This is a genomic window from Microbacterium sp. H37-C3, from assembly GCF_027157935.1.
GTDB lineage: Bacteria > Actinomycetota > Actinomycetes > Actinomycetales > Microbacteriaceae > Microbacterium > Microbacterium plantarum.
On the sequence record NZ_JAPVLR010000001.1, the window covers coordinates 330,255 to 351,553 of the forward strand.

Consider the following 21,299-nt stretch of genomic DNA (forward strand, 5'->3'; position numbering starts at 1 on the left):
ACCGCTCGGCCGCGGGTCGTCGCTTCGGGAGATCGCGGGCGTCACCCTGCCTGGGGAGGGCCCGACGCGGCATCCGGTCGTCGTCGAGTAGCCGGCGCTGATCCCCGATCCGCACCTGCGGGTGGATCCGCCTCATGGGTGACCGGGACGCTCTTGTCCTCTGCGGTGCGCATGTCCCACGACGGCTTGCGCGCGGCGTAGAAGATCAGCGGCGGTGCACCGAGGACGATGATCACCAGCCCGACGATCCAGGGATACAAGGCGGGTGAGAACGCGGTGAACCCCGACGGCGGGATGAACGAGAACACGAACGCGGCAAGGCTCGCGAGGAACCCGACACCCGCGACCAGCCCCATGGCCGGGACGCGGTAGGTCCGCTTGACGCCGGGCTGAGTGCGCCGGAGCACGAGCGCAGCCGCGAACATCATCATGTACATGATCAGGTAGAGCGCCGCGGCCATGTCGATCAGTGCCACGAAAGCCGCGCTCACGTTGGGAACGACGATGAAGATCGCCGCCAGGATCGTGACGATCGTGCCCTGCAGCATGAGGATGCCCGACTGCACGCCGGCCTTGTTCTTCTTCTGCAGCAGCGGCGGGAGAAGCCCGGTCTCCGCAGCTGCGAGCACGCCCTTGGACGGACCGGCGATCCAGGTGATCACCGAGGCGAGCGCGCCTGCGGCGATGAGCGCCGACATCGCGGCCGTCGCCCACTGCCCGACGCCCCAGTGCTGGAAGTACTCCTGGAACGCGAGCATGATCCCGTTCGTCAGTCCGAGCTCCTCCTGCGGGACCGCGACCGAGATCGCGATGGTCGGCAGGATGAACACGAGCAGGATCAGGATCGAGGAGATCAGGATGGAGCGCGGAAATCCGCGGCCGGGGTCCTTCATCTGATTCACGTGCACTGCATTGACCTCCATGCCCGCATAGGCGAGGAAGTTCGACACGATCAGCACGATCGATGCGATACCGGTGAACGGCGGGATGACCGCATCCGGGTTGAGCGGCACCTGGCTCTGCTCGCCACCGAACACCCAGATCGCCCCGAAGACGATCAGGAAGGCCGCCGGGAGCAGCGTTCCGAGGATGCCGCCCCAGGAGCCCAGTTTTGCGAAGAGGTTCCCGCCGCGGAGCGTCACGAGCGTCGAGCCCCAGTACAGCACGAGGATCACCACCGCCGTGAAGAAGCCCGAGCTCGACAGTGACGGATCGAGGAAGACGAACGCGAGCGCTGCGGCGATGAACGCGAGCTGCGTGGGGTACCAGACGACGTTCTGGATCCATTGGAGCCAGACGGCGGTGAAGCCCCAGCGGTTGCCCATGGCTTCGCGGATCCAGACGTAGATGCCGCCTTTCCAGCCCGTCGCGAGCTCTGCCGCCACCAGCGCCGTCGGGATCAGGAAGAAGATCGCCGGGAGGATGTACAGGGTTACGCTGCCGAGGCCGAAAACAGCCATCGCCGGGAGCGAGCGCAAGCTCGCGACGACGACGAGCGTCAGGAGCGCGAGTTGGCCGACGCCGAGGTACGCCGTGACGCTCGAGCGCGGCGCGAGGGGATGGTTCGGCGTCGTACGGGGGGATGGTTGACGCGTGGACATGGCGGCGCGCCTCAGTGGTGGAACGCCGAGGTCGCGGCGGCCGTGGGCATGGGCGACTGCAGGCCGTCGAGGTACGCCACCTCACGCTGGATGTCGGCCAGCAGCGACTGAGCGAGATCCATGCTCAACCCATTGCGCACGACGATGCGCTGCGCTGTGATGTCGGTGAGATCGTCCGGCATCGGATAGGCCGGCACCAGCCAGCCGCGCATCCGCAGACGATCCTGCAGGTCGTCGAGCGTCCAGTTGTCGGTGCGCCCCTTCTTCACAGACGCCACGCGAACACCGGGATGTCGCTGCCGTCGTTCCAGAGGTCGAACGCGTCGAGAGCGCCGATCCCGGCCGCGAGATACTTCGCGACGTCCTGCGACTCCTGCTGCACGGCACGATAACCCTCGAAGCCGAGCCGGAGGAAGAGGTAGTACTGCAGCAGCACCTGAGCGCCCGGCCGCGAGAAGTTCAGGGCGAAGGTGGGCATCTCGCCGCCAAGGTAGCTCACCTTGAAGATGAGGTCCTCGGGCAGCCACCGTGCTTCGCGCCATACGACCCAGCCGAGGCCCGGATAGACGAGGCCGTACTTGTGGCCGGAGGTGCTGATCGAATGGACCCGCTCGAGACGGAAGTCCCAGACGAGGTCGGGCTGCAGGAAGGGTGCGATCATTCCACCCGATGCCCCGTCGACGTGAATGGGGATGTCGAGCCCGGTGCCCTCCTGGATCGCGTCGAGTGCCGCAGCGATCTGCGCGACGGGCTCGTACATCCCGGTATACGTCACGCCCATGATGGCGACGACACCGATCGTGTTCTCGTCGACGTGTTTCTCCAGGTCGTGTCCGTCGAGCGTCTTGTGTTCCTCGGTGATCGGAACAAATCTGGCCTCGACGTCGAAGTAGTTGCAGAACTTCTCCCAGCACACCTGCACGGCGCTCGACATGACGAGGTTCGGAGTGGACGCGTCCTTGCCCTGGGCCCGGCGAAGCTGCTGCCAACGCCGCTTGAACGCGAGCCCGCCGAGCATGCACGCCTCCGAAGAACCGATCGTCGAGGTGCCGATGCTGTGCCCGGCATCCGGTGAGCTCCACAGATTGGCGAGCATTCGCCAGCAATTGTCCTCGATAGCCGGGTGAACAGAGGGGCTGCCGGGCTGATCGTCTCGTCGTTCATTTCGTCTCCTCATTGCACGTCGAATAGAGGCGACAAGGGGTCGACCGTGTCCCCGCGGTCGACGCCGCCCCCGTGAATGCCCCTCAAGCTAGGCGGCCTTCCGAGCGCGAATCGGCCCCGAGACTGAGCTCAGGAATCGGAGGACGCACCGTCAGGTGCGAGCTATGTCCGGGCGCGCCCGACGATGCCCGTGCGCTGCAGGAGCAAGTACATCTCGCAGCCCAGACAGAATCCGAACGCGGCATTCAGGAAGGCTGCCGCGAATGCGAGAGCGGTAGCGATCGGAACGGCCCACGGCACTCCCGCGAGATGCAGAATCAGCCCGATCGCGGTTACGGCGAGGCCGACTCCTTGCGCGAAACGCGGTGGACGAGCGTCCTCGACTTCCCGCGGGGGCGACAGGCGCGGCCGCACCACGCGGCGGAAGAGCACACCCCAGGGCGCGCTCCGCGGTGACGAGACACCCCAGAGGAACAGCAGCGCGGCGATCAGTACGAGCACGAAGCCCGCGTCGACGACTCGGTCGGCAAGTGGCGCTGCAGGCAGGCGCCATTCGGCTCCCACCGACGCCGTTGCGATTCCGAGCAGCGATGCGAGGAAGGCGACGAGCAGCAGTCCCGCGGTGATGGACGCGGCGAACCGCGGTGCTCGGACATCGATACGCTCGATCGCGGTCACCTCAGACCTCCCGCAGCAGACGGCTGATCTCGGTCGCGAGCGCGGACCGATCCGGAAGACCACCGGTGCGCTGACGAACCCTCCCGGTACCGTCGAGCACGAGAACCGTGGGTGTCTGCATCACTTCGAACCGACGAGTCAGGTCCGGGCGATGCGTGAGGTCCACCTCGACGTGGCGGACGCCGTCATGCTCCGCGGCGAGCGACGAGAGAACGCGTCGCGCCGCGGGGCACCGAGAGCACAGCTCGGTGCTGAACTGCAGCAGCGTGGCGGAGCCACCGAAGGCGCTCGCGCCAATCATCGCGGGCGTCACGAGCTCGCCGTCTGCGACATCGCGGGAGCGACCCCGCGAACGCCGGGAGACCAGACCGACCGCCGCGACGAACGCGACGAGCACGACGGTGAGGATGACGGCGGGAAGCGGCTGCACGATCGCCACCGTAGACCGCCGGCGACAGCGGCGGGGAAGTGTGTCATCGCGTGACGACTCCCCCGCCCTCGTCAGCGAGCGGTGGTGAAGCTGACCACCTTAGGCGCTCGCACCACGGCGCGGGCGATCTCACGACCGTTGAGCGCGCGGACGATCTTGTCGTCGCTGCGGGCGAGCGATTCGAGCTCGTCGGAGGAGATCTTCGCCGACACGCTGAGCGTGCCGCGGACCTTTCCGTCGATCTGGACGACCGCGGTGACGGACTCCTCGACGAGGAGGGTCGGGTCGGGCTGACGCCAGACGGCGAGGCCCACGAACGGCCGGTGGCCCAGCGTCTCCCACATCTCCTCGGCGGTGTGCGGGGCGAACAGGTCGAGGATGACGGCGATCGCTTCCGCTGCCTCGCGAACCGCCGGGTCGCCGGCGCCGGCGCCGCTGTCGATGACCTTGCGGGTGGCGTTCACGAGCTCCATGAGTCGAGCGACGACGACGTTGAACTTCGTCTGCTCGACGAGCCCCGGAGCGTCGGCCCAGAGGCGGTGGGTGACGCGACGGAGCGCGGCATCCCCCTCGGCCCAGACGACGTCGAGCTCGCTGTCGACGTCCGCAGCCACGCGCAGCGCACGGGCGAGGAACTTCGCCGCTCCCGTCGTCGAGACGTCTGCCCAGTCCTTATCGTCTTCGACGGGTCCGGCGAAGGCCAGTGCCACACGCAGGACGTCGGCGCCGTGCTGCTCGAGCTCCTCCTGGAAGAGCACGAGGTTGCCCTTGCTCTTCGACATCTTCGCGCCGTCGAGGATGACCATGCCCTGGTTGATGAGGCTCGAGAACGGCTCGGTGAACTCCACCTGCCCCATGTCGAAGAGAGCCTTGGTGATGAACCGTGCGTACAGCAGGTGCAGGATCGCGTGCTCGACCCCGCCGATGTAGAAGTCGACCGGGCCCCACTTGTCGGCCTCGCGAGGCGCGAAGGGCTGGCCTGCGTCGTTCGGCGACAGGAAGCGCAGGAAGTACCACGAGCTGTCGACGAAGGTGTCCATCGTGTCGGGGTCGCGAAGGGCCGGCTCCCCCGTCTCGGGATCGGTCGTGGTGACCCAATCGGTCGCCGCCCCGAGCGGCGAGGAGCCCTTCGGCGTGAGGTCGAGCCCCTCGACGGACGGGAGGCGGACCGGCAGCTCCTCGGAGGGCACCGGGACGATACGGCCGTCGTCGGTGTGGATCATCGGGATCGGCGTTCCCCAGAAACGCTGACGCGAGATCAGCCAGTCCCGCAAGCGGTAGGTCTTGGCTGCGCGCCCGTTTCCGCTCGCGGTCAGCTGCTCGATGGCACGGGCGATGGCGTTGCGCTTGCTGAGCCCGTCCAACGCACCCGAGTTGATCATCCGGCCGTCGCCCGTCAGTGCAACACCCGTGCGGGCGGGGTCGATGTCGTCGATCGCGGGCGTCGGGTCGATCGGCACGCCCTCGTCGTCGAGCTCAATAACCGGCATCGCGCCGGTCACCGGCGCGGTGGTGTCGACGACGACGCGCACCGGCAGGTCGAATGCGCGTGCGAAGTCGAGGTCACGCTGGTCATGCGCCGGAACAGCCATCACCGCGCCGTGGCCGTAGTCGGCCAGGACGTAGTCCGCCGCCCAGATCGGCAGTCGCTCGCCATTGATGGGGTTGATCGCGAAACGGTCGAGGAAGACGCCGGTCTTCGGTCGATCGGCGGTCTGACGGTCGATCTCGCTCGTCTTCTGGACCGTCTGCAGGTACTCACGGAAACGCTGCTGCACCTCCTCGGACGAACCCGCTGCCAGCTCGGCGGCGAGGTCGGAGTCGGGCGCGACGACCATGAAAGTCGCACCGTGCAGCGTGTCCGGTCGGGTCGAGAAGACCGTGATCGTCTCGTCACGGCCCTCGATCTCGAAGTCGATGTCGGCGCCGACCGACCGGCCGATCCAGTTGCGCTGCATCTGGATGACCTTCTGCGGCCAGAAGCCCTCGAGCTGATTCAGATCGTCGAGCAGGCGGTCGGCGTACTCGGTGATCTTGAAGTACCACTGCGTGAGCTTCTTCTTGACCACCTCGGCGCCGCAGCGCTCGCAATGCCCGTCGACGACCTGCTCGTTGGCGAGCACCGTCTGGTCGTTGGGGCACCAGTTGACCGGACTCTCCTTGCGGTAAGCCAGCCCCTTCTCGTACAGCTTCTGGAACAGCCACTGGTTCCAGGTGTAGTACTCGGGGTCGCTCGTATGGAGCACGCGGCTCCAGTCGAACGAGACGCCGTACTCGTGCAGGCTCTGCTTCTGCTGGGCGATGTTGTCGTACGTCCACGCGCGGGGGTCGGCACCGCGCTTGATGGCGGCGTTCTCAGCGGGCAGGCCGAAGCTGTCCCAGCCGATCGGGTGCAGGACGTTGTAACCGCGGTGCCGCCAGAAGCGGGCCACGATGTCGGAGTAGAGGTAGTTCTCGGCGTGCCCCATGTGAAGGTCGCCCGAGGGGTACGGGAACATCGCGAGGACGTACTTGCGGGGACGCTTGTCGTCATCGCCGCCGGCCCGGAAGGGATCGGCGTCTGCCCAGGCGCGCTGCCACTTCGCCTGCACGGCGTGGGCGTCGTAAGCGGCGGAATCGGGCGTGTTGGCGCGATCAGTGGAGCTGTCGGTCACGGGTGAACCAATCTGGGAATGCGAAAAGGGCGCGAGAGCACCGCTCCCAGGCTACCGGACCCGTTCCCGCCACAGGGGCGGCAGGTCCGCTCCGAGCGCGGCCAGCGGCGCCCGCGCCTTCAACGCGACCTCGTCGACCTCGGCTTCCGGCTCGGATCCCCACGTGATGCCCCCGCCCGCGCCGACGTAGGCCTGCTCGCCATTCACGACGATCGATCGGATGATCATCGCGAGATCGGCGTCGCCGTCGCGGCCGACCCAGCCGAAACAGCCCGCATACGTCCCCCGTGGAGCTCCCTCGAGCTCGTGCAGGATCGTCATCGCCGAGAGCTTCGGTGCGCCCGTCATGCTGCCGGCCGGAAACGCGGCGGCGAGCACTTCCGACAGCCGCGTACCCGGCCGGATCGATCCCGACACGCTGCTGACGAGCTGGTGCACCGCGGGGTAGGTCTCGACCTCCAGCAGACGCTCGACCACGACGGAACCCGGCGCGCTGACGCGCTGAAGGTCGTTGCGCATGAGATCGACGATCATGACGTTCTCCGCGCGTTCCTTCGGGCTCGTCACGAGGTCCCGCACCAGCTGATCATCGGATGACGCGTCATCGCCGCGCCGCCGCGTGCCCTTGATCGGACTGGTCAGCACGGTTCCGCCGGTGAGCCCGAGGAAGCGCTCGGGGCTCGCGCTGATCAGCGCGCGCTCCCCCGATCGGATCAGCCCGCCGTGATGCGACGACGACGCGGCACGAAGCCTCCGAAACACCGCGAGCGCGTCGAACGGGTGATCATCGCGCACGGTGAAACGCGTCGTGAGGCAGAGCTGGTACGCGTCACCCCGGCGGATCGCGTTCCGGCAGTCCCCGACGAGCGCGGCGTACCGCTCCGGGTCGACGCGGGCCACAGCGCGGAGACCGCCGGTCGCGCCCTCCGCGCGAACGCCGACGGCGGATGCGGCGGCGCGCCAGCCCTCGACCTGCGCCGCGAAGTCGTCGATCGCGTCGTCCGGTGCCGCCACCCACACCCGGCGCGCGGCGTGGTCGAACGCGACGAACTGTTCGACTCGGAGCCAGAGAGCATCCGGTTCGCCGGCATCCCCCTCTGCCGGCGCTCCTGCTCGGGATGCTGCGCCGTCGTACCCCGCCCAGCCGACCCAGCCGCCGACGAAGGGGCCGGTGCCCGTCTCGCTGCCCGGCGACCGGCGCGACGTTCCATCCACGACGGGGTCCGGCGGATTTGAAGGCTCGCCCGAGCCGATCCAGCTCCACCCGTACGCAGCGTCGACACCGGCGTCGAGCCAGAAGGCATGCTCCCCGGGCACGTGGCCCACGAGCTCCGCGGGATCGGTCCAGCCGTCGAGGCAGCGGAAGCGCGTGGTCTCGGGCACGATCACAGGTTATGTCCTAGGTCACGCCCCTAGGCTCGGAGCGTGAACGAGATCCTCGACTGGATTCTGAACACCGTGCAGAGCATCGATCCGGTGTTACGCACGGTCGTGGCGGGTATCGCGATCATGCTCGAGACCAGTGTGCTCATCGGGCTCGTGGTGCCGGGTGACACCGTGGTGATCGTGGCCGCGACCGCGGTCGGGAGCGTCGGTGAGGGCTTCATCTTGGGTGCTGCGGTCGTCGCCGGCTCGCTCGCGGGAGAGTCGATCGGGTTCGCGCTCGGGCGCTGGCTCGGCCCCCGCATCCGCTTCTCTCGCCTCGGCCGCCGCATCGGCGAGGACAACTGGGTGCGTTCGGAGCTCTATCTGAGACGCCGGGGCGGACCCGCCATCTTCCTCTCGCGCTTCCTGCCTGTGCTGCATTCACTCGTGCCTCTGACGGTCGGCATGAGCGGCTTCTCCTATCGCCGATTCATCGCGTGGACGGCGCCGGCCTGCGTCATCTGGACGTCACTGTACGTCGGAGTGGTGGCGGTCGCGGCGAAGACCTACCGCGAGATCTCCGACAACATCCAGTACGCGGGCTACCTTTTCGTCGGCGTCATCGTCGCGTTCCTGCTCCTCGCCTACCTCGTGAAACGGCTGATCAGTCGACGCGAGGCCCGTCATCTGCGGCTCGAAGAGGAGAAGACCCGACTCGCGGACGGGGACGTGAAAGACTGAGGCGATGGCTTCCCCACCCGCACCACGGAAGAAGATCCTGTGGTTGGCGCGCCTCGAGCGCCGCTTCCACTCGTGGCGCGAACGACGCGCCCGCGCGCGCGGTCAACGACCGACCGTCGCCGCGTATCCCGGCTACGGCGGCGACGGATGGGTGCGCGTTCTCGGGCGCGTGCTGATCGCGCCGAAGACGCGCCCGGCGAAGGGTGGCGAGTACGCCTCCGTCCGTGGGTGGCGCAGCTTCGCGTCGGTCCCGGTGGCGTTCGCACAGGTGAAGGTCACTGTCGCGGGCACGACGCACGAGATCGTGGCCGATCGCGGCGGTGTCATCGACGTGGAGCTGCCCGGAGCCCTCGAGCCGGGCTGGCAGACGATCTCGATGACCGTCGAAGGCAGCGAGGTCATCGAGACCCGGGTTTTCGTGATCTCCGGCGACACCGATTTCGGCATCATCTCCGACATCGACGACACCGTCATGGTGACCGCCCTGCCGCGTCCCTTCGTGGCGGCCTGGAACTCGTTCGTCCTCGACGAGCACGCGCGCCAACCGGTGCCCGGGATGGCCGTCATGCTCGAGCGGCTGACGCGCGACCGCCCGGGCAGCCCGGTCATCTATCTGTCGACCGGCGCGTGGAACGTCGCGCCGACCCTCATCCGATTCCTGCGACGCCACGTCTTCCCTTCAGGACCGATGCTTCTCACCGACTGGGGGCCGACCCACGACCGCTGGTTCCGCAGCGGACGCGATCACAAGGCCGAGAACCTGCGCCGCCTCGCGAAGGAGTTCCCGCATGTCCGCTGGCTCCTGGTCGGCGACGACGGCCAGCACGACGACTCCCTCTACACGGCGTTCGCCAGTGAGTACCCCGATCGGGTGCGTGCTGTCGCGATCCGGCGGCTGTCGCCCGCTGAGGCCGTCCTCGCGGGTGGCCGCACCGCGGTGAACGATCACTCCGCGGCGCAGGTGCCGTGGGTCTCCGGCTCGGACGGAGCGGCGCTGCTCGACCGGCTCGCCGATGTCGGCGTGATCGCGCGCGACTGAGGTCGGCATCGCCCGGATGTCGCACGTGCGCCCTACGCTGAAGACATGTGCGGTCGTTTCGTCGTAGCCCGCGTCGGTTCCGAGCTCGCGAGCGTTCTGCACGCCGAAGTCGTCCCCGACGATCTGCCCTCTCCGTCGTTCAACATCGCGCCGACAGCGCAGGCGACGATCGTGCTCGACTCGGTCAAGACCGAGCCTCCGACGCGTCGCCTCGCCTCCGCCCGCTGGGGCCTCGTGCCCGGCTGGGCCAAAGATCCGTCGGTCGGATCGCGGGCGTTCAACGCCCGGTCCGAAGAAGCGGCGGAGAAGCCGACGTTCCGCGATGCGCTGGTCTCGCGCCGGGCCGTCATCCCGGCATCGGGCTATTACGAGTGGCGAGATCACGGCGGTGCGAAGACGCCTCACTTCGTCCGGCCCGAGAACGGTGAGCCGCTCTTCTTCGCTGGGCTCTACGAATGGTGGAAAGACCCTTCGCGCCCCGTCGACGACCCGGGCCGGTGGCTGCTGAGCTTCACCATCCTGACGCGCTCAGCGGTCGGCGGTCTGGCCGAGATTCACGACCGCATGCCGCTGATGATCGACGCCGAGTATGCCGATGTCTGGCTCGATCCCACCACCGAGTACCCGGCCGACCTGCTCGACGCGGTGTCCGAGGCGGCTCCGGCCGTCGTCGACACGCTCACCTGGTTCGCCGTCGGCTCCGCTGTGGGAAACGTGCGCAATGACGATCCATCGCTCATCGAGCCGGCGTGACGCGGTTTCCCAGCGCACCGGTGTCTATCCTCGAGAGGTGACGCTCCGCCTCTCCGCCCCCGTGCAGTTGGCGCCTGAGACATGGCATCAGCTCGCCGACGAGCACGCGGAGCGCGCTGATGCGCTCACGGAGGCGCACCGGCGGCGCGCTTCGCGCGCTGAGAAGCACCCGGTCGAGGACTTCCTGTTCACGTATTACTCCTACAAGCCGGCCATTCTCCGGCGCTGGCATCCAGGCCCCGGTGTCGTCCTGAACGGCGGCGCGGACCAGCGCGGCGGCTGGCGCTGGTATGAGATCGTCGGCGGCCGCAACGTGCGTGTCGCAGACGAGCAGTTCCGCCAGGAGCGCGGGTCGCTGTACCGCGGTGTGACGGGACTCCTCCGCGCCACTCGCGACCGCGCGGGGGTCTTCGGCTGCTTCGGCCTCCATGAGTGGGCGATGGTCTACCGGACCGATGCCACGCGCCACGAGATCCCGCTCCGGCTGGGCGCGGCGGGAACGGATGCCGTCGTCGAGGCCCACGACCTGCGCTGCACGCACTTCGACGCGTTCCGGTTCTTCACGCCCGAGGCCGCGCCGCTCAATCGCGAACCGCTCGACCGAGAAGGGGCCGTCGCACGCGAGCAGCCGGGTTGCCTGCACGCCGGGATGGACGTCTACAAATGGATGCTGAAGCTCGGGCCCCTCGTTCCCGGACATCTGCTCCTGGACGCCTTCGTTCTGGCTCGCGACATCCGCGAACTCGATATGCGCGCCTCGCCCTACGATCTGCGTGACTGGGGCTATTCCCCCGTTGCGATCGAGACCGCCGAGGGCAAGGCGGAGTACGTGCGCCAGCAGCGGCTGCTGAGCGCCCGCGGTCAAGCGTTGCGCGCCGCGGTGCTCGACGTGGTCGACGCCGCAGCGGCCGTCTGAGCATTCGAGTCACGCCGCGCGTGTCACACGAGCCGCAGCACTCCGCGACTCGGGCGACACCGCCGCCGTAAAAACACGAAATCCCCGCCGAAGCGGGGACTTGGTGGACCTGAGGGGACTCGAACCCCTGACCCCCTGCATGCCATGCAGGTGCGCTACCAGCTGCGCCACAGGCCCGTGGTTTCCGCTCTCGCGGCAACTCATTTAGCTTACAACATCTCCAGGGGTGCTCGTGACCACGGCGGCCTCGATCGGGATGACCGGGCAGTCCTTCCACAGGCGCTCGAGCCCGTAGTAGACGCGCTCCTGCTCGTGGAACACGTGAACGACGAGGTCGCCGAAGTCGAGCAGCACCCAGCGCGACTCGGTGCGGCCCTCCCGGCGCAGACGCTTGTGGCCGGCCTCGAGCATGCTCTCCTCGACCGCATCGGCGATCGCGGCGACATTGCGCTCACTGTTCCCACTGACGAGCAGGAACGCATCGACGAGCGGGAGGGGCTGCGACACGTCGAGGGCGACGAGGTCTTCGCCGCCCTTCGACTCTGCGGCCGTCGCGGCGACGGCGACCATGTCGATGACTGCTTGTGAACTCATACGAAGACTCCTGTGAAAAGCGAGACGAGCAGAACACCCGCCAGGGCGAGGGCGAGGGCCCCCGCGGTGATGGCGAGGGCGACCGTCCAGCGGCTGCCCTTCTCCGGCGCCGGCGGACGAATGACGTCCTCGGCGCTCTTGATGGTCGAGATGGCCGCGCTCGCAGCGATCGGTGTTGGCGAGGACGACGCCGGCAGCTCGCCATCCACGAGAACCGCATCGACCTCCTTGCCGTCCGCAACGCCCGGGACGACACCGGTCGAACCGAAGTTCTCGGGCAGAGTGAACGTCCCGGTGATCAGAACCTCGCCGGTCGCGGTCACGGGTGCGACCAGCGGGCCGCCGTCGGGGTTCTCGGCGAGGATCAGTGCGTTCGGCGTCGTGAACGCGCCCGTCGCCGCGGCACTGCGCGACAGCAGCTGATCGAACGATGCGGGCACGTCGCTGGCGGCGGACTCCCCCGCGAGCAGATCGGCGCCGAGGTCGTTCGAGACGACGTGGCGCTCGGGCTCCGCTTCGCCCGCGGTCTCGTCGATCGCGCGCTCGTCGTCAGCGACAACGTCCTCCGTCGCGACGTCGTCTTGGGCGATGTCGTCCTCGGCGCCGGTCTCTTCGGGGACGGCCTCCTCCGCCTCGACAGCCTCGGAACCCGCTGCCTCAGACTCAGACTCGGTCTCGACCACAGCGTCAGTGACGTCCGGGGAGGCGGCTTCCGTTTCGGCATCCGCACCATCGGCCGCCTCGGCCTCACCGTCAGCCCGGGGGGCGTCGAGCTCGGCGCCGTCCTGGGCATCCTCGTCGGCGGCATCCGATTCGACTGTCCGAGCCGCGTCATCGGCGTCGCGTGGACCGGACGCGTCGGAGTCGTCGGATTCGGCCGCCACGGTCGGGTGCTCGCCGGTCGCTGTCACGACAGGGATGGATGCCGTGCGGATCTTCTCCTGCAGGCGAGCCTGGCGGCGGGTCAGCGCGGGCGAGCCGAGATCGACAGACGTTTGCGGGACGGGCGCCGGGGGAACCTCCACCGGCTCCGCAGCACGCGGCAGCGGCGCTGGGGCGGGCGTCGGCTCCGCTCCGGTCGCCGACGCGTCGTCGGTGGCGTCAGGGTCGACGATGATCGGATTGGAAGCCGTGTTGCGCAGCTCACGCAGTTGTCGGCGCGTCAGCTGCGGAGTCGGTGGCTGTTGCTCGTTGTCGCTCATGCCTTGCTCCGATAGAGATGATGCTTCGCAATGTATTGGACGACCCCGTCTGGAACGAGGTACCACACCGGATGTCCGCGTCCGACTCGTGCCCGGCAGTCGGTCGACGAGATGGCCAGCGCGGGGATCTCGAGCAGGCTCACGTCATCGCTGGGCAGTCCGGCACTGGAAAGCGTGTGGCCGGGACGCGAGACGGCGACGAAATGCGCGAGCTCCCACAGTTCATCATGGTTCCTCCAGCTGAGAATCTGCGCGATGGCGTCAGCTCCGGTGATGAAGAAGAAGTCGGCGTCGGGACGTTGTGCCTTCAGATCGCGCAGTGTGTCGATCGTGTACGTCGGACCGTCGCGGTCGATGTCGACGCGACTCACCGTGAACATCGGGTTCGAGGCCGTCGCGATGACCGTCATGAGGTACCGATGCTCCCCCGGCGACACGAACGACTTCTGCCACGGCGTTCCCGTCGGCACGAAGATGACTTCGTCCAGATCGAACGACTGCGCGACCTCGCTCGCTGCCACCAGGTGCCCATGATGAATCGGGTCGAACGTGCCGCCCATCACGCCGATACGCGGCGCACGCGTTCCCGTCATCGGTGCGGCCTCAGTGGTGGCCGTTCTCCGACTGCGTCAGTTGATTGCCGTGGGCGGCGGCGTAGGCCTCGGCCTTGCCATCGTGGCGGTTGGCGACGTTGCGGTACGACAGCGTCACGAGACCGAGAGCGAGGAAGATGACCAGGGCGATGACGCCGAAGATCATCGTCTCCGCCTGCACATTGCCGTGGTGCTCGGTCTGCTCGGCGGCGAATGCCGTGATCGTGGCGAGGGTCATCGTGGCTCCGTTCGTTTCGCGCGGCGGCGCGTATCAAGTTTAGGTGGTCAGGCGCGCGTCTGCCCGGCGCCGCGCGCGAGCCACTTCGTGCTGGTCAGCTCGGGAAGTCCCATCGGGCCGCGGGCATGCAGCTTCTGAGTCGAGATGCCGACCTCGGCACCGAAGCCGAACTCGCCCCCGTCGGTGAACCGCGTCGACGCGTTCGCCATGACGACAGCGGCGTCCACTTCAGCGAGGAAGCGCTCCGCATTCGCATCGTCGGCGGTCACGATGGCCTCGGTGTGCATCGTCGAGTAGCGACGGATATGTTCGAGAGCCTCGTCGAGATCGTCGACCACGCGCATGGCGAGGTCGAGGCTCATGTGCTCGGTCGCCCAGTCGTCGTCCGTTGCGGGAACGGCGGCGGGCACGAGGCGGCGCACGTCATCGTCGCCGTGGATCGTGACTCCTGCGCCGATGAGCGCCGCGGACACGGGCGGGACCAGGCGGTCGGCCGCCGACCGCACGACGAGCACGGTCTCGACCGCATTGCAGACGCTCGGCCGCTGCGCTTTCGCGTTCACGACGATCTCGCGCGCCCACTCGAGCGGAGCGGACTCGTCGAGGACGATGTGGACGACCCCGGCTCCGGTCTCGATGACCGGCACCGTCGACTCGGTAACGACGGTCTCGATGAGCTGGGCACTGCCGCGAGGAACCAGGACGTCGACGAGGCCCCGGGCCCGCATGAGCGCCCGCGCGCCGTCGCGGCCGAAGTCATCGACGGTCTGGATGCCGTCGGGGTCGACCCCGGCTCGCTGCAGCGCACCCCGCATCGCATCGATCAGCGCGGCGTTGGTCGACTGCGCTGCGGAGCCGCCTCGCAAGACGACGGCGTTTCCTGAGCGGAGCGCGAGCGCCGTGATGTCCACCGTGACGTTCGGCCGGGCTTCGTAGATGGAAGCGACGACGCCGAAGGGCACCGACACCTTCTGGAGTCGCACGCCGCCCGGCAGCTCGCGCTCATCGAGCACCCGCCCGACAGGATCCGGGAGGCGTGCCACATCGCGCACAGCCCGAGCGAGAGACGCGACGCGTGCCTCGTCGAGCATGAGGCGGTCGCGCAGACCGGCAGAGAGGCCGTCCGCCTCGCCGCGCTCCAGGTCATCGCGGTTCGCCGTGACGATGCGGGCGGTGTCGGCGATCAACGCGTCGGCGATGCCGTCGAGGAGCAGGGTCTTGGCGGCATCGTCCAGAAGGCCGATCGAGCGGCTCGCCCGTTTCGCGGCGCCCAGGCGCTCGGCGACGTCGGATGCGACGGCTGTGGTCATCACGCCAGTCTAGCGACGGCGGCCTCAGCCCTGACCGACGCCGATCGCCCCGGTACCGGTGATCAGCGCGGGCGCGGGATTCGCCTCGAACCACGTGCCGACATCCGCACCCGCGAGGGCTTCGCTGGCGAGGTCGATGCTCGTCACGAGCGCCGCGACTCCGCCCTCGGCGGCCAGCCGCGCGGCCGAAGCCTTCGTTGCGGCACCGCCGGTTCCGACGCTGTTGACGACCGTCGCGCCGAATTCGTACCCGCTGAGGTCGTCATCGAAGGAGACCGTCTCGATGGGGCGCGCGCCCGGCTCGCTCGGCGGCCGGGTGTAGAGGCAGGCGATATCGCTGAGCAGCACGAGGGCGTCCGCCCCGACGAGACGCGAGACGAGAGCCGCCAGCCGGTCGTTGTCACCGAAACGGATCTCGTGTGTCGCGACGGTGTCGTTCTCGTTGACGATGGGAAGGATGCGGAGCCCCAGCAACCGCTCCATCGCGCGGCGTGCGTTCGATCGGTGCGTCGGGTCGTCGAAGTCCCCGGCGGTCAACAGCACCTGGCCCGCGACGATGCCGTACTGTCGCAGGGCGTCCAGGTAGCGATAGACCAGGACGTTCTGCCCGACGGCCGCTGCTGCCTGCTGGGTCGCGAGGTCGGTCGGGCGCTCGTCGAGACGAAGGTACGGCATGCCGGTCGCGATCGCGCCCGACGAGACGAGCACGACCTCGGTTCCGCGGGCGTGCGCCTCTGCCAGCGCGTCGACGAGGGAGTCGATCTTGCCCGCGTTGTCCCCGCTGATCGAGGAGGAGCCGACCTTCACGACCACGCGTCGGGCACCGTTGAGCTCCCGGCGCGCGAGCAGGCTCACGCGTCGTCCTCTGCGACACCTCGCGACTTCTCAGCGCGGCGCTCTGCCTCGAGTTCCGCCCGAGCCTCAGCCTTGGCATCCATCCGCTCGCGGTACCGCTCGCGACGCTCATTCGACGTCCGGCGCGGATTGAGGTCGAGACGCGGATCGGTGCCGCGCGGAGCGGTCATGAGCTCAGCGGCCGACGACAGCGACGGATGCCAGTCGAACACGATGCCGTCGCCCTCGCCGATCACGACCGTCGAGCCCGGGGTCGCACCGAGCCGGAACAGCTCGTCCTCGATGCCGAGCTTGTCGAGACGATCGGCGAGGAAGCCCACCGCTTCCTCGTTCTGGAAGTCGGTCTGCTGCACCCAGCGCACCGGCTTGGCGCCGAGGATGCGGTAGACGTTGCCGTAGGTGCCGCCTTCGACGCGGATCGTGAAGTCGCGTTCGGCACCCTTGGGGCGGATGACGATCCGTTCTGCGGGAACCTCGGCAGCGGCGGCGACACGGTGTTCGGCGACGAGCTCGGCCATGGCGAACGAGAGCTCGCGCAGACCCTGACGGCTCACGGTCGAGATCTCGAACACGCCGTAGCCGCGGGCTTCGAGGTCGGGACGCACGAGGTCAGCGAGATCGCGAGCCTCGGGGACGTCGGTCTTGTTGAGAGCGATGAGCTGCGGGCGCTCGAGCAGCGGCACCTGGCCCTCCGGGACCGGATACGCGCCGAGCTCGGCGAGGATGACGTCGAGGTCGGTGAGGGGATCGCGTCCGGGCTCCAGCGTCGCGCAATCGAGCACGTGCACCAGGGCCGAGCAGCGCTCCACATGGCGCAGGAATTCGAGACCGAGTCCGCGTCCTTCGCTCGCGCCCTCGATGAGGCCCGGTACATCTGCGATCGTGTACCGGATGTCTCCCGCTTGGACGACGCCGAGGTTGGGATGCAGCGTCGTGAACGGATAGTCGGCGATCTTGGGGCGGGCGGCCGACATCGCCGCGATGAGGCTCGATTTGCCTGCTGAGGGGAACCCGACCAGCGCGATGTCTGCGACCGTCTTCAGCTCGAGCTGGACGTCGCCTTCCCAGCCCGGGGTCCCCAGGAGCGCGAAGCCGGGAGCCTTTCGCTTGGGAGACGCCAGCGCCGCGTTGCCGAGACCGCCCTGGCCACCCGGAGCCACGACGAAACGCATGCCCGGGGTCACCATGTCGACGAGCGTCTCGCCCTCGGGAGACTTGACGACCGTGCCGACAGGGACGGGAAGCTCGAGGTGCTCCCCCGCCGCGCCCGAGCGGTTGTCGCCCATGCCGAAGCCGCCGTTGCCGCCCGACCGGTGCGGCGAGTGGTGATACGACAGGAGCGTCGTCACCTGGGGATCAGCGACGAGGACGACGTCGCCGCCGTCACCGCCGTTTCCTCCGTCGGGGCCGGCGAGCGGCTTGAACTTCTCGCGGCGCACCGACACGCAGCCGTTGCCGCCCTTGCCGGCACGCAGATGCAGCGTGACCCGGTCGACGAACGTCACCATGCGGTGCCTCCTGGAAAACAGGGCGAGGGGCGAGCCGAAGCCCGCCCCTCGCCGCGAAGTGGTCTGGTCCGAATTACTCGGCAGCCGCCACGATGTTGACGACCTTGCGGCCACCCTTCGTGCCGAACTCGACGGCACCGGCCGCGAGTGCGAACAGGGTGTCGTCGCCGCCACGGCCGACGTTGGCGCCGGGGTGGAAGTGCGTGCCGCGCTGGCGGACGAGGATCTCGCCGGCGTTGACGGCCTGGCCGCCGAAGCGCTTCACGCCGAGGCGCTGTGCGTTGGAGTCACGACCGTTACGGGTGGAGCTTGCGCCCTTTTTGTGTGCCATCTCTGCGTCTCCCTGGCTTACTTGATGCCGGTGATCTTGACGCGCGTGAGGTCCTGACGGTGGCCCTGGCGCTTCTTGTAGCCGGTCTTGTTCTTGAACTTCTGGATCACGATCTTCGGGCCGCGCTCCTCACCGAGAACCTCGGCGGTGACCGTGACCTTCGCGAGCTTGTCAGCGTCGGTGGTCACGGCGTCGCCGTCGACGAGGAGAACGGCGGGAAGCTCGAGCTTGTCACCGATCTGAGCCGCCTGACGATCGAGGACGACGATCGTGCCGACCTCGACCTTCTCCTGACGGCCGCCGGCGCGCACAACTGCGTAAACCACTTCACACCTGTTTCTTCTGTGGAGCACACGGCTCCGATTGTCTTTGCGAGACTGGAAAGTCTTGGTGCGCGTGCCCCAGAGGATCCTGTGGCTGAGCCGCAATCGTGACGGGACGTCGACGGACTCGCTGCACCAAGGGTCCACTTTACCGGATGCCGGGAGATCCGGCAAAAGGACGGCCGGGTGTGTCGCTTCGGAGCCGCCGAGCGAGGCGCTCCCTAGGATCGGAGGATGGCGATCCTCATCGACGATCCGCGCTGGCCGGCCCACGGCCGCCTGTGGTCGCACCTGGTCAGCGACACGGACCTCGATGAGCTCCATGCCTTCGCGCGACGCCATGATCTGCCCGCGCGGGCATTCGACCTCGACCACTACGACGTCCCCGATTCGGCATTCGAGCGCCTCATCGCCGGCGGCGCCCAGCACGTCTCTGGCCACGAGCTCGTACGCCGGCTCATCGCCTCCGGGCTGAGGGTGACAGCGCGCGAACGCCGCGGGATCTGAAGCTATCCCGCGGCGTTCTTCTCGACGATGGGCGTCAGTCGTCCGAAGCCGGCGCAGCTGACACCGGGGTGCCGCTGAGAGCGGCCGTGGTCACGCGACGACGTCCTCGTCCCTGACCGGGCGCCTTGGGCTCGGGAAGCGCGTTGAGGACCGAGTCGAGGAGAAGATCCTTCTCGGTCCGCGGCGCCTTGGGCTCGGCCTTCTTGCGACGGGGCTTCTTCGGGCGCTCGACGGGCGCAGGCTCGGCCTCGACGGGAGCCGCGATGATCTCGGCATCCTCATCGGCCGCGGTCGCCTGGATCGTCGAGGCAGCGATCTGCGCCAGGGCCGATTTCGCGCCCTCGGTGATGACATGGGTGCCACCGTTCGCGGGAGCCGGTGCCGCGTTGCCGCCGCCGCGACCGCGCCGCGCCGAGCCGTTGCCGTTGCCGTTGCTGCCCTGAGCTCCGCCACCGCGGTGCTTGACGACCGGGTCGTGGTGAACGATGACCCCGCGGCCAGCACACACGTCGCACGCCTCGCTGAACGTCTCCAGCAACCCGAGGCCCAGCTTCTTGCGCGTCATCTGGACGAGACCGAGAGAGGTGACCTCCGCGACCTGATGCTTGGTGCGGTCGCGGCTCAGGCATTCGATGAGGCGCCGCAGGACGAGATCGCGGTTCGATTCGAGCACCATGTCGATGAAGTCGACGACGATGATGCCGCCGATGTCGCGCAGACGAAGCTGGCGGACGATCTCTTCCGCAGCCTCGAGGTTGTTCTTGGTGACGGTCTCTTCGAGGTTGCCCCCGGAGCCGACGAACTTGCCGGTGTTGACATCGACCACGGTCATCGCTTCGGTGCGGTCGATCACGAGCGAACCTCCGGAAGGCAGCCACACCTTGCGGTCGAGGGCCTTCTCGATCTGTTCGGTCACGCGGAACGCGTCGAACGGGTCCTGCTCGTCCTCGTACTTCTCGACGCGCTCCAGGAGATCGGGAGCGACGCCGGTGAGGTAGGAGGTGATCGTCGAGTACGCCTCGTCACCCTGGATGAGCATTCGCGAGAAGTCCTCGTTGAAGACGTCGCGCACGATCTTCACCAGCAGATCGGGCTCGGAGTGCAGGAGGGCCGGCGCCTGGATCTTCTCGAGCTGCGAGCTGATGTGCTCCCACTGCGAGGTGAGGCGCTGAACGTCGCGCGTCAGCTGATCCTCGGTCGCGCCCTCGGCGGCGGTGCGCACGATCACACCCGAGGACTCCGGGAGCACCTCTTTGAGGATGCGCTTGAGACGCGCCCGCTCGGTGTCGGGCAGCTTGCGAGAGATGCCGTTCATCGCACCGCCGGGGACGTACACGAGGTAGCGGCCGGGCAACGAGATCTGGCTGGTGAGGCGCGCGCCCTTGTGTCCGACGGGGTCCTTCGTGACCTGCACGAGGACGCGGTCGCCCGACTTCAAGGCGAGCTCGATGCGACGGGGCTGGTTGCCCGTCTCGACGGAATCCCAGTCGACCTCGCCCGAGTACAGCACGGCGTTGCGGCCACGCCCGATGTCGACGAACGCGGCTTCCATGCTCGGCAGGACGTTCTGCACGCGGCCGAGATAGACGTTGCCGATGAGGGAAGCGTCCTGGTTGCGCGCGACGTAGTGCTCGACGAGCACGTTGTCCTCGAGCACGGCGATCTGGATGCGGCCGCTCTTCGAGCGCACGACCATGACGCGGTCGACCGCTTCGCGTCGCGCGAGGAACTCCGCCTCGGTGACGACGGTGCGTCGACGACCGGCTTCCCGCCCGTCGCGGCGACGCTGCTTCTTCGCCTCCAGGCGAGTGGAGCCCTTGATGCGCTGGGGCTCGGTGATCAGCTCGACGGCGCGCTGGCGCGGAGAGGGCTCATTGCCCTCGTCGCCGTTCGACCCGCCGCGGCGACGGCCACGGCGGCGCGAGCTGCTCGAGCTCGACGAGGATCCGTTGCCGTCGTCATCGGTGTCGTCCGGCAGCGCGGGAAGAGGCGCGATCTCGGGCGCGTAGAAGTGCAGCGCGGTGGACACCGCCGATACGAACTCCGCCGGCAACAGTCCGAGCGAGACCGCGGTGGGCGGGCCGGAAGCGGCCGGCTCGTCCGTGGGCGCCGGCTCGTCCGTCGGCGCCGGCTCCTCAGCGGGGGCCGGCGCCTCAGCGGGGGCCGGCTCCTCAGCTTCTTCGGCGGGCGCCGGCTCGCCGGTGGGGACGACGGGTTCCTCCGAGGGCGCGGCCTCCTCGACGGGCGGGGACTCGGGCGCGGGTGCGGCAGACGTCCCCTCGGTGCCGGTCTCCGCGGTCATTCCGGAACCGGGTTCCGGCGCGGCATCCTCGGCGGCGCGCCCGCTGTCGATGTGCTCCTCGGTGGCGTCGATCGACGTCACCGCGTCAGCGAGCTCGGCTGCGGCGGGGTCTACCGCGTTCGCGGGCTCATCGGGGGTCGGGCTGTCGTTGCGATCATCGGCCATCACTGGCGTACTCCTCTTCGGGCGGCACCG

Annotated in this window: 20 protein-coding genes, 1 tRNA gene and 1 pseudogene; 5 read left to right on the forward strand and 17 right to left on the reverse strand. The window is 68.4% G+C overall.

What is annotated here, in order from left to right; genetic code table 11:
• Window positions 1-41 precede the first annotated feature (41 nt).
• The 6 genes and pseudogenes from O1W71_RS01465 to O1W71_RS01490 form a co-directional block, all read right to left on the reverse strand.
• Window positions 42-1,601, reverse strand: coding sequence for an amino acid permease (locus O1W71_RS01465; protein ID WP_269266228.1), 1,560 nt, complete (start codon window positions 1,599-1,601; stop codon window positions 42-44).
• An 11-nt stretch (window positions 1,602-1,612) separates the two neighbouring features.
• Window positions 1,613-2,718: pseudogene (locus O1W71_RS01470) on the reverse strand (glutamate decarboxylase); the annotation flags it as partial.
• Between the two features lie 209 nt (window positions 2,719-2,927).
• Window positions 2,928-3,443 carry a DUF4395 domain-containing protein gene (locus O1W71_RS01475; protein WP_269266229.1) on the reverse strand — a complete coding sequence of 172 codons (516 nt, stop codon included), beginning with the start codon at window positions 3,441-3,443 and terminating at the stop codon, window positions 2,928-2,930.
• A gap of 1 nt (window position 3,444) precedes the next feature.
• On the reverse strand, window positions 3,445-3,873 hold the full coding sequence (locus O1W71_RS01480) for a TlpA family protein disulfide reductase (RefSeq protein ID WP_269266230.1): 429 nt from the start codon (window positions 3,871-3,873) through the stop codon (window positions 3,445-3,447).
• A 71-nt stretch (window positions 3,874-3,944) separates the two neighbouring features.
• On the reverse strand, window positions 3,945-6,527 hold the full coding sequence (leuS, locus tag O1W71_RS01485; RefSeq protein ID WP_269266231.1) for a leucine--tRNA ligase: 2,583 nt from the start codon (window positions 6,525-6,527) through the stop codon (window positions 3,945-3,947).
• A gap of 51 nt (window positions 6,528-6,578) precedes the next feature.
• Window positions 6,579-7,910, reverse strand: a complete 1,332-nt coding sequence (locus tag O1W71_RS01490) for an anthranilate synthase component I family protein (RefSeq protein WP_331282638.1) — start codon at window positions 7,908-7,910, stop codon at window positions 6,579-6,581.
• Window positions 7,911-7,952: 42 nt separating this feature from the next.
• On the opposite strand from O1W71_RS01490, the gene O1W71_RS01495 reads away from it, so the two are divergent.
• Genes O1W71_RS01495 through O1W71_RS01510 form a run of 4 tightly spaced genes read left to right on the forward strand, consistent with a single transcriptional unit; the run spans window position 7,953 to window position 11,341 of the window.
• The gene (locus tag O1W71_RS01495) at window positions 7,953-8,633 is read left to right on the forward strand and encodes a DedA family protein (protein ID WP_269266232.1); all 681 of its coding nucleotides are present in this window, start codon (window positions 7,953-7,955) and stop codon (window positions 8,631-8,633) included.
• Between the two features lie 4 nt (window positions 8,634-8,637).
• On the forward strand, window positions 8,638-9,672 hold the full coding sequence (locus tag O1W71_RS01500; RefSeq protein ID WP_269266233.1) for an App1 family protein: 1,035 nt from the start codon (window positions 8,638-8,640) through the stop codon (window positions 9,670-9,672).
• Between the two features lie 45 nt (window positions 9,673-9,717).
• The gene (locus tag O1W71_RS01505) at window positions 9,718-10,425 is read left to right on the forward strand and encodes an SOS response-associated peptidase (RefSeq protein ID WP_114589481.1); all 708 of its coding nucleotides are present in this window, start codon (window positions 9,718-9,720) and stop codon (window positions 10,423-10,425) included.
• A 37-nt stretch (window positions 10,426-10,462) separates the two neighbouring features.
• Complete coding sequence (locus O1W71_RS01510; RefSeq protein ID WP_442923582.1) at window positions 10,463-11,341, forward strand: 3-methyladenine DNA glycosylase; 879 nt, start codon at window positions 10,463-10,465, stop codon at window positions 11,339-11,341.
• Window positions 11,342-11,442: 101 nt separating this feature from the next.
• Here O1W71_RS01510 and O1W71_RS01515 read toward each other — a convergent pair.
• From O1W71_RS01515 to rplU, 10 genes are all read right to left on the reverse strand, one after another.
• Window positions 11,443-11,518, reverse strand: a tRNA-Ala gene (locus O1W71_RS01515).
• Window positions 11,519-11,545: 27 nt separating this feature from the next.
• Window positions 11,546-11,935: a ribosome silencing factor gene (gene rsfS / locus O1W71_RS01520; RefSeq protein WP_112614722.1), complete on the reverse strand. Its 390-nt coding sequence runs from the start codon at window positions 11,933-11,935 to the stop codon at window positions 11,546-11,548.
• Window positions 11,932-13,137, reverse strand: coding sequence for a hypothetical protein (locus O1W71_RS01525; RefSeq protein WP_269266234.1), 1,206 nt, complete (start codon window positions 13,135-13,137; stop codon window positions 11,932-11,934). Before O1W71_RS01525 ends, rsfS begins: the two co-directional genes overlap by 4 nt.
• Window positions 13,134-13,730, reverse strand: coding sequence for a nicotinate-nucleotide adenylyltransferase (nadD, locus tag O1W71_RS01530; RefSeq protein WP_094261568.1), 597 nt, complete (start codon window positions 13,728-13,730; stop codon window positions 13,134-13,136). The genes O1W71_RS01525 and nadD overlap by 4 nt, the downstream gene beginning before the upstream one ends.
• A 10-nt stretch (window positions 13,731-13,740) precedes the next feature.
• Entirely contained in the window at window positions 13,741-13,968 is a 228-nt protein-coding gene (locus O1W71_RS01535) for a hypothetical protein (protein WP_269266235.1), read from the reverse strand.
• Between the two features lie 47 nt (window positions 13,969-14,015).
• Complete coding sequence (locus O1W71_RS01540; protein ID WP_269266236.1) at window positions 14,016-15,278, reverse strand: glutamate-5-semialdehyde dehydrogenase; 1,263 nt, start codon at window positions 15,276-15,278, stop codon at window positions 14,016-14,018.
• 24 nt (window positions 15,279-15,302) lie between these two features.
• Complete coding sequence (gene proB, locus O1W71_RS01545; RefSeq protein WP_112614714.1) at window positions 15,303-16,133, reverse strand: glutamate 5-kinase; 831 nt, start codon at window positions 16,131-16,133, stop codon at window positions 15,303-15,305.
• Entirely contained in the window at window positions 16,130-17,641 is a 1,512-nt protein-coding gene (gene obgE / locus O1W71_RS01550) for a GTPase ObgE (protein ID WP_269266237.1), read from the reverse strand. Before obgE ends, proB begins: the two co-directional genes overlap by 4 nt.
• A 73-nt stretch (window positions 17,642-17,714) precedes the next feature.
• Window positions 17,715-17,972, reverse strand: coding sequence for a 50S ribosomal protein L27 (rpmA, locus tag O1W71_RS01555; protein WP_023950785.1), 258 nt, complete (start codon window positions 17,970-17,972; stop codon window positions 17,715-17,717).
• Between the two features lie 17 nt (window positions 17,973-17,989).
• Entirely contained in the window at window positions 17,990-18,298 is a 309-nt protein-coding gene (gene rplU / locus O1W71_RS01560) for a 50S ribosomal protein L21 (RefSeq protein WP_023950787.1), read from the reverse strand.
• 231 nt (window positions 18,299-18,529) lie between these two features.
• Between rplU and O1W71_RS01565 the strand changes: the two genes are divergently transcribed.
• On the forward strand, window positions 18,530-18,802 hold the full coding sequence (locus tag O1W71_RS01565; protein ID WP_112614710.1) for a DUF4031 domain-containing protein: 273 nt from the start codon (window positions 18,530-18,532) through the stop codon (window positions 18,800-18,802).
• Between the two features lie 34 nt (window positions 18,803-18,836).
• Here O1W71_RS01565 and O1W71_RS01570 read toward each other — a convergent pair whose 3' ends face one another.
• Window positions 18,837-21,269 carry an Rne/Rng family ribonuclease gene (locus O1W71_RS01570; protein ID WP_269266765.1) on the reverse strand — a complete coding sequence of 811 codons (2,433 nt, stop codon included), beginning with the start codon at window positions 21,267-21,269 and terminating at the stop codon, window positions 18,837-18,839.
• Between the last annotated feature and the right edge of the window lie 30 nt (window positions 21,270-21,299).

What these genes read in the sequence shown, in the direction of transcription:
- O1W71_RS01525 (WP_269266234.1), bottom strand. Translation starts at nt 13,137, where the DNA reads ATGAGCGACAACGAGCAACAGCCACCGACTCCGCAGCTGACGCGCCGA.
- O1W71_RS01565 (WP_112614710.1), top strand. Translation starts at nt 18,530, where the DNA reads ATGGCGATCCTCATCGACGATCCGCGCTGGCCGGCCCACGGCCGCCTG.
- O1W71_RS01465 (WP_269266228.1), bottom strand. Translation starts at nt 1,601, where the DNA reads ATGTCCACGCGTCAACCATCCCCCCGTACGACGCCGAACCATCCCCTC.
- O1W71_RS01500 (WP_269266233.1), top strand. Translation starts at nt 8,638, where the DNA reads ATGGCTTCCCCACCCGCACCACGGAAGAAGATCCTGTGGTTGGCGCGC.
- O1W71_RS01570 (WP_269266765.1), bottom strand. Translation starts at nt 21,269, where the DNA reads ATGGCCGATGATCGCAACGACAGCCCGACCCCCGATGAGCCCGCGAAC.
- nadD (WP_094261568.1), bottom strand. Translation starts at nt 13,730, where the DNA reads ATGACGGGAACGCGTGCGCCGCGTATCGGCGTGATGGGCGGCACGTTC.
- rpmA (WP_023950785.1), bottom strand. Translation starts at nt 17,972, where the DNA reads ATGGCACACAAAAAGGGCGCAAGCTCCACCCGTAACGGTCGTGACTCC.
- O1W71_RS01505 (WP_114589481.1), top strand. Translation starts at nt 9,718, where the DNA reads ATGTGCGGTCGTTTCGTCGTAGCCCGCGTCGGTTCCGAGCTCGCGAGC.
- obgE (WP_269266237.1), bottom strand. Translation starts at nt 17,641, where the DNA reads ATGGTGACGTTCGTCGACCGGGTCACGCTGCATCTGCGTGCCGGCAAG.
- rsfS (WP_112614722.1), bottom strand. Translation starts at nt 11,935, where the DNA reads ATGAGTTCACAAGCAGTCATCGACATGGTCGCCGTCGCCGCGACGGCC.
- O1W71_RS01540 (WP_269266236.1), bottom strand. Translation starts at nt 15,278, where the DNA reads ATGACCACAGCCGTCGCATCCGACGTCGCCGAGCGCCTGGGCGCCGCG.
- O1W71_RS01535 (WP_269266235.1), bottom strand. Translation starts at nt 13,968, where the DNA reads ATGACCCTCGCCACGATCACGGCATTCGCCGCCGAGCAGACCGAGCAC.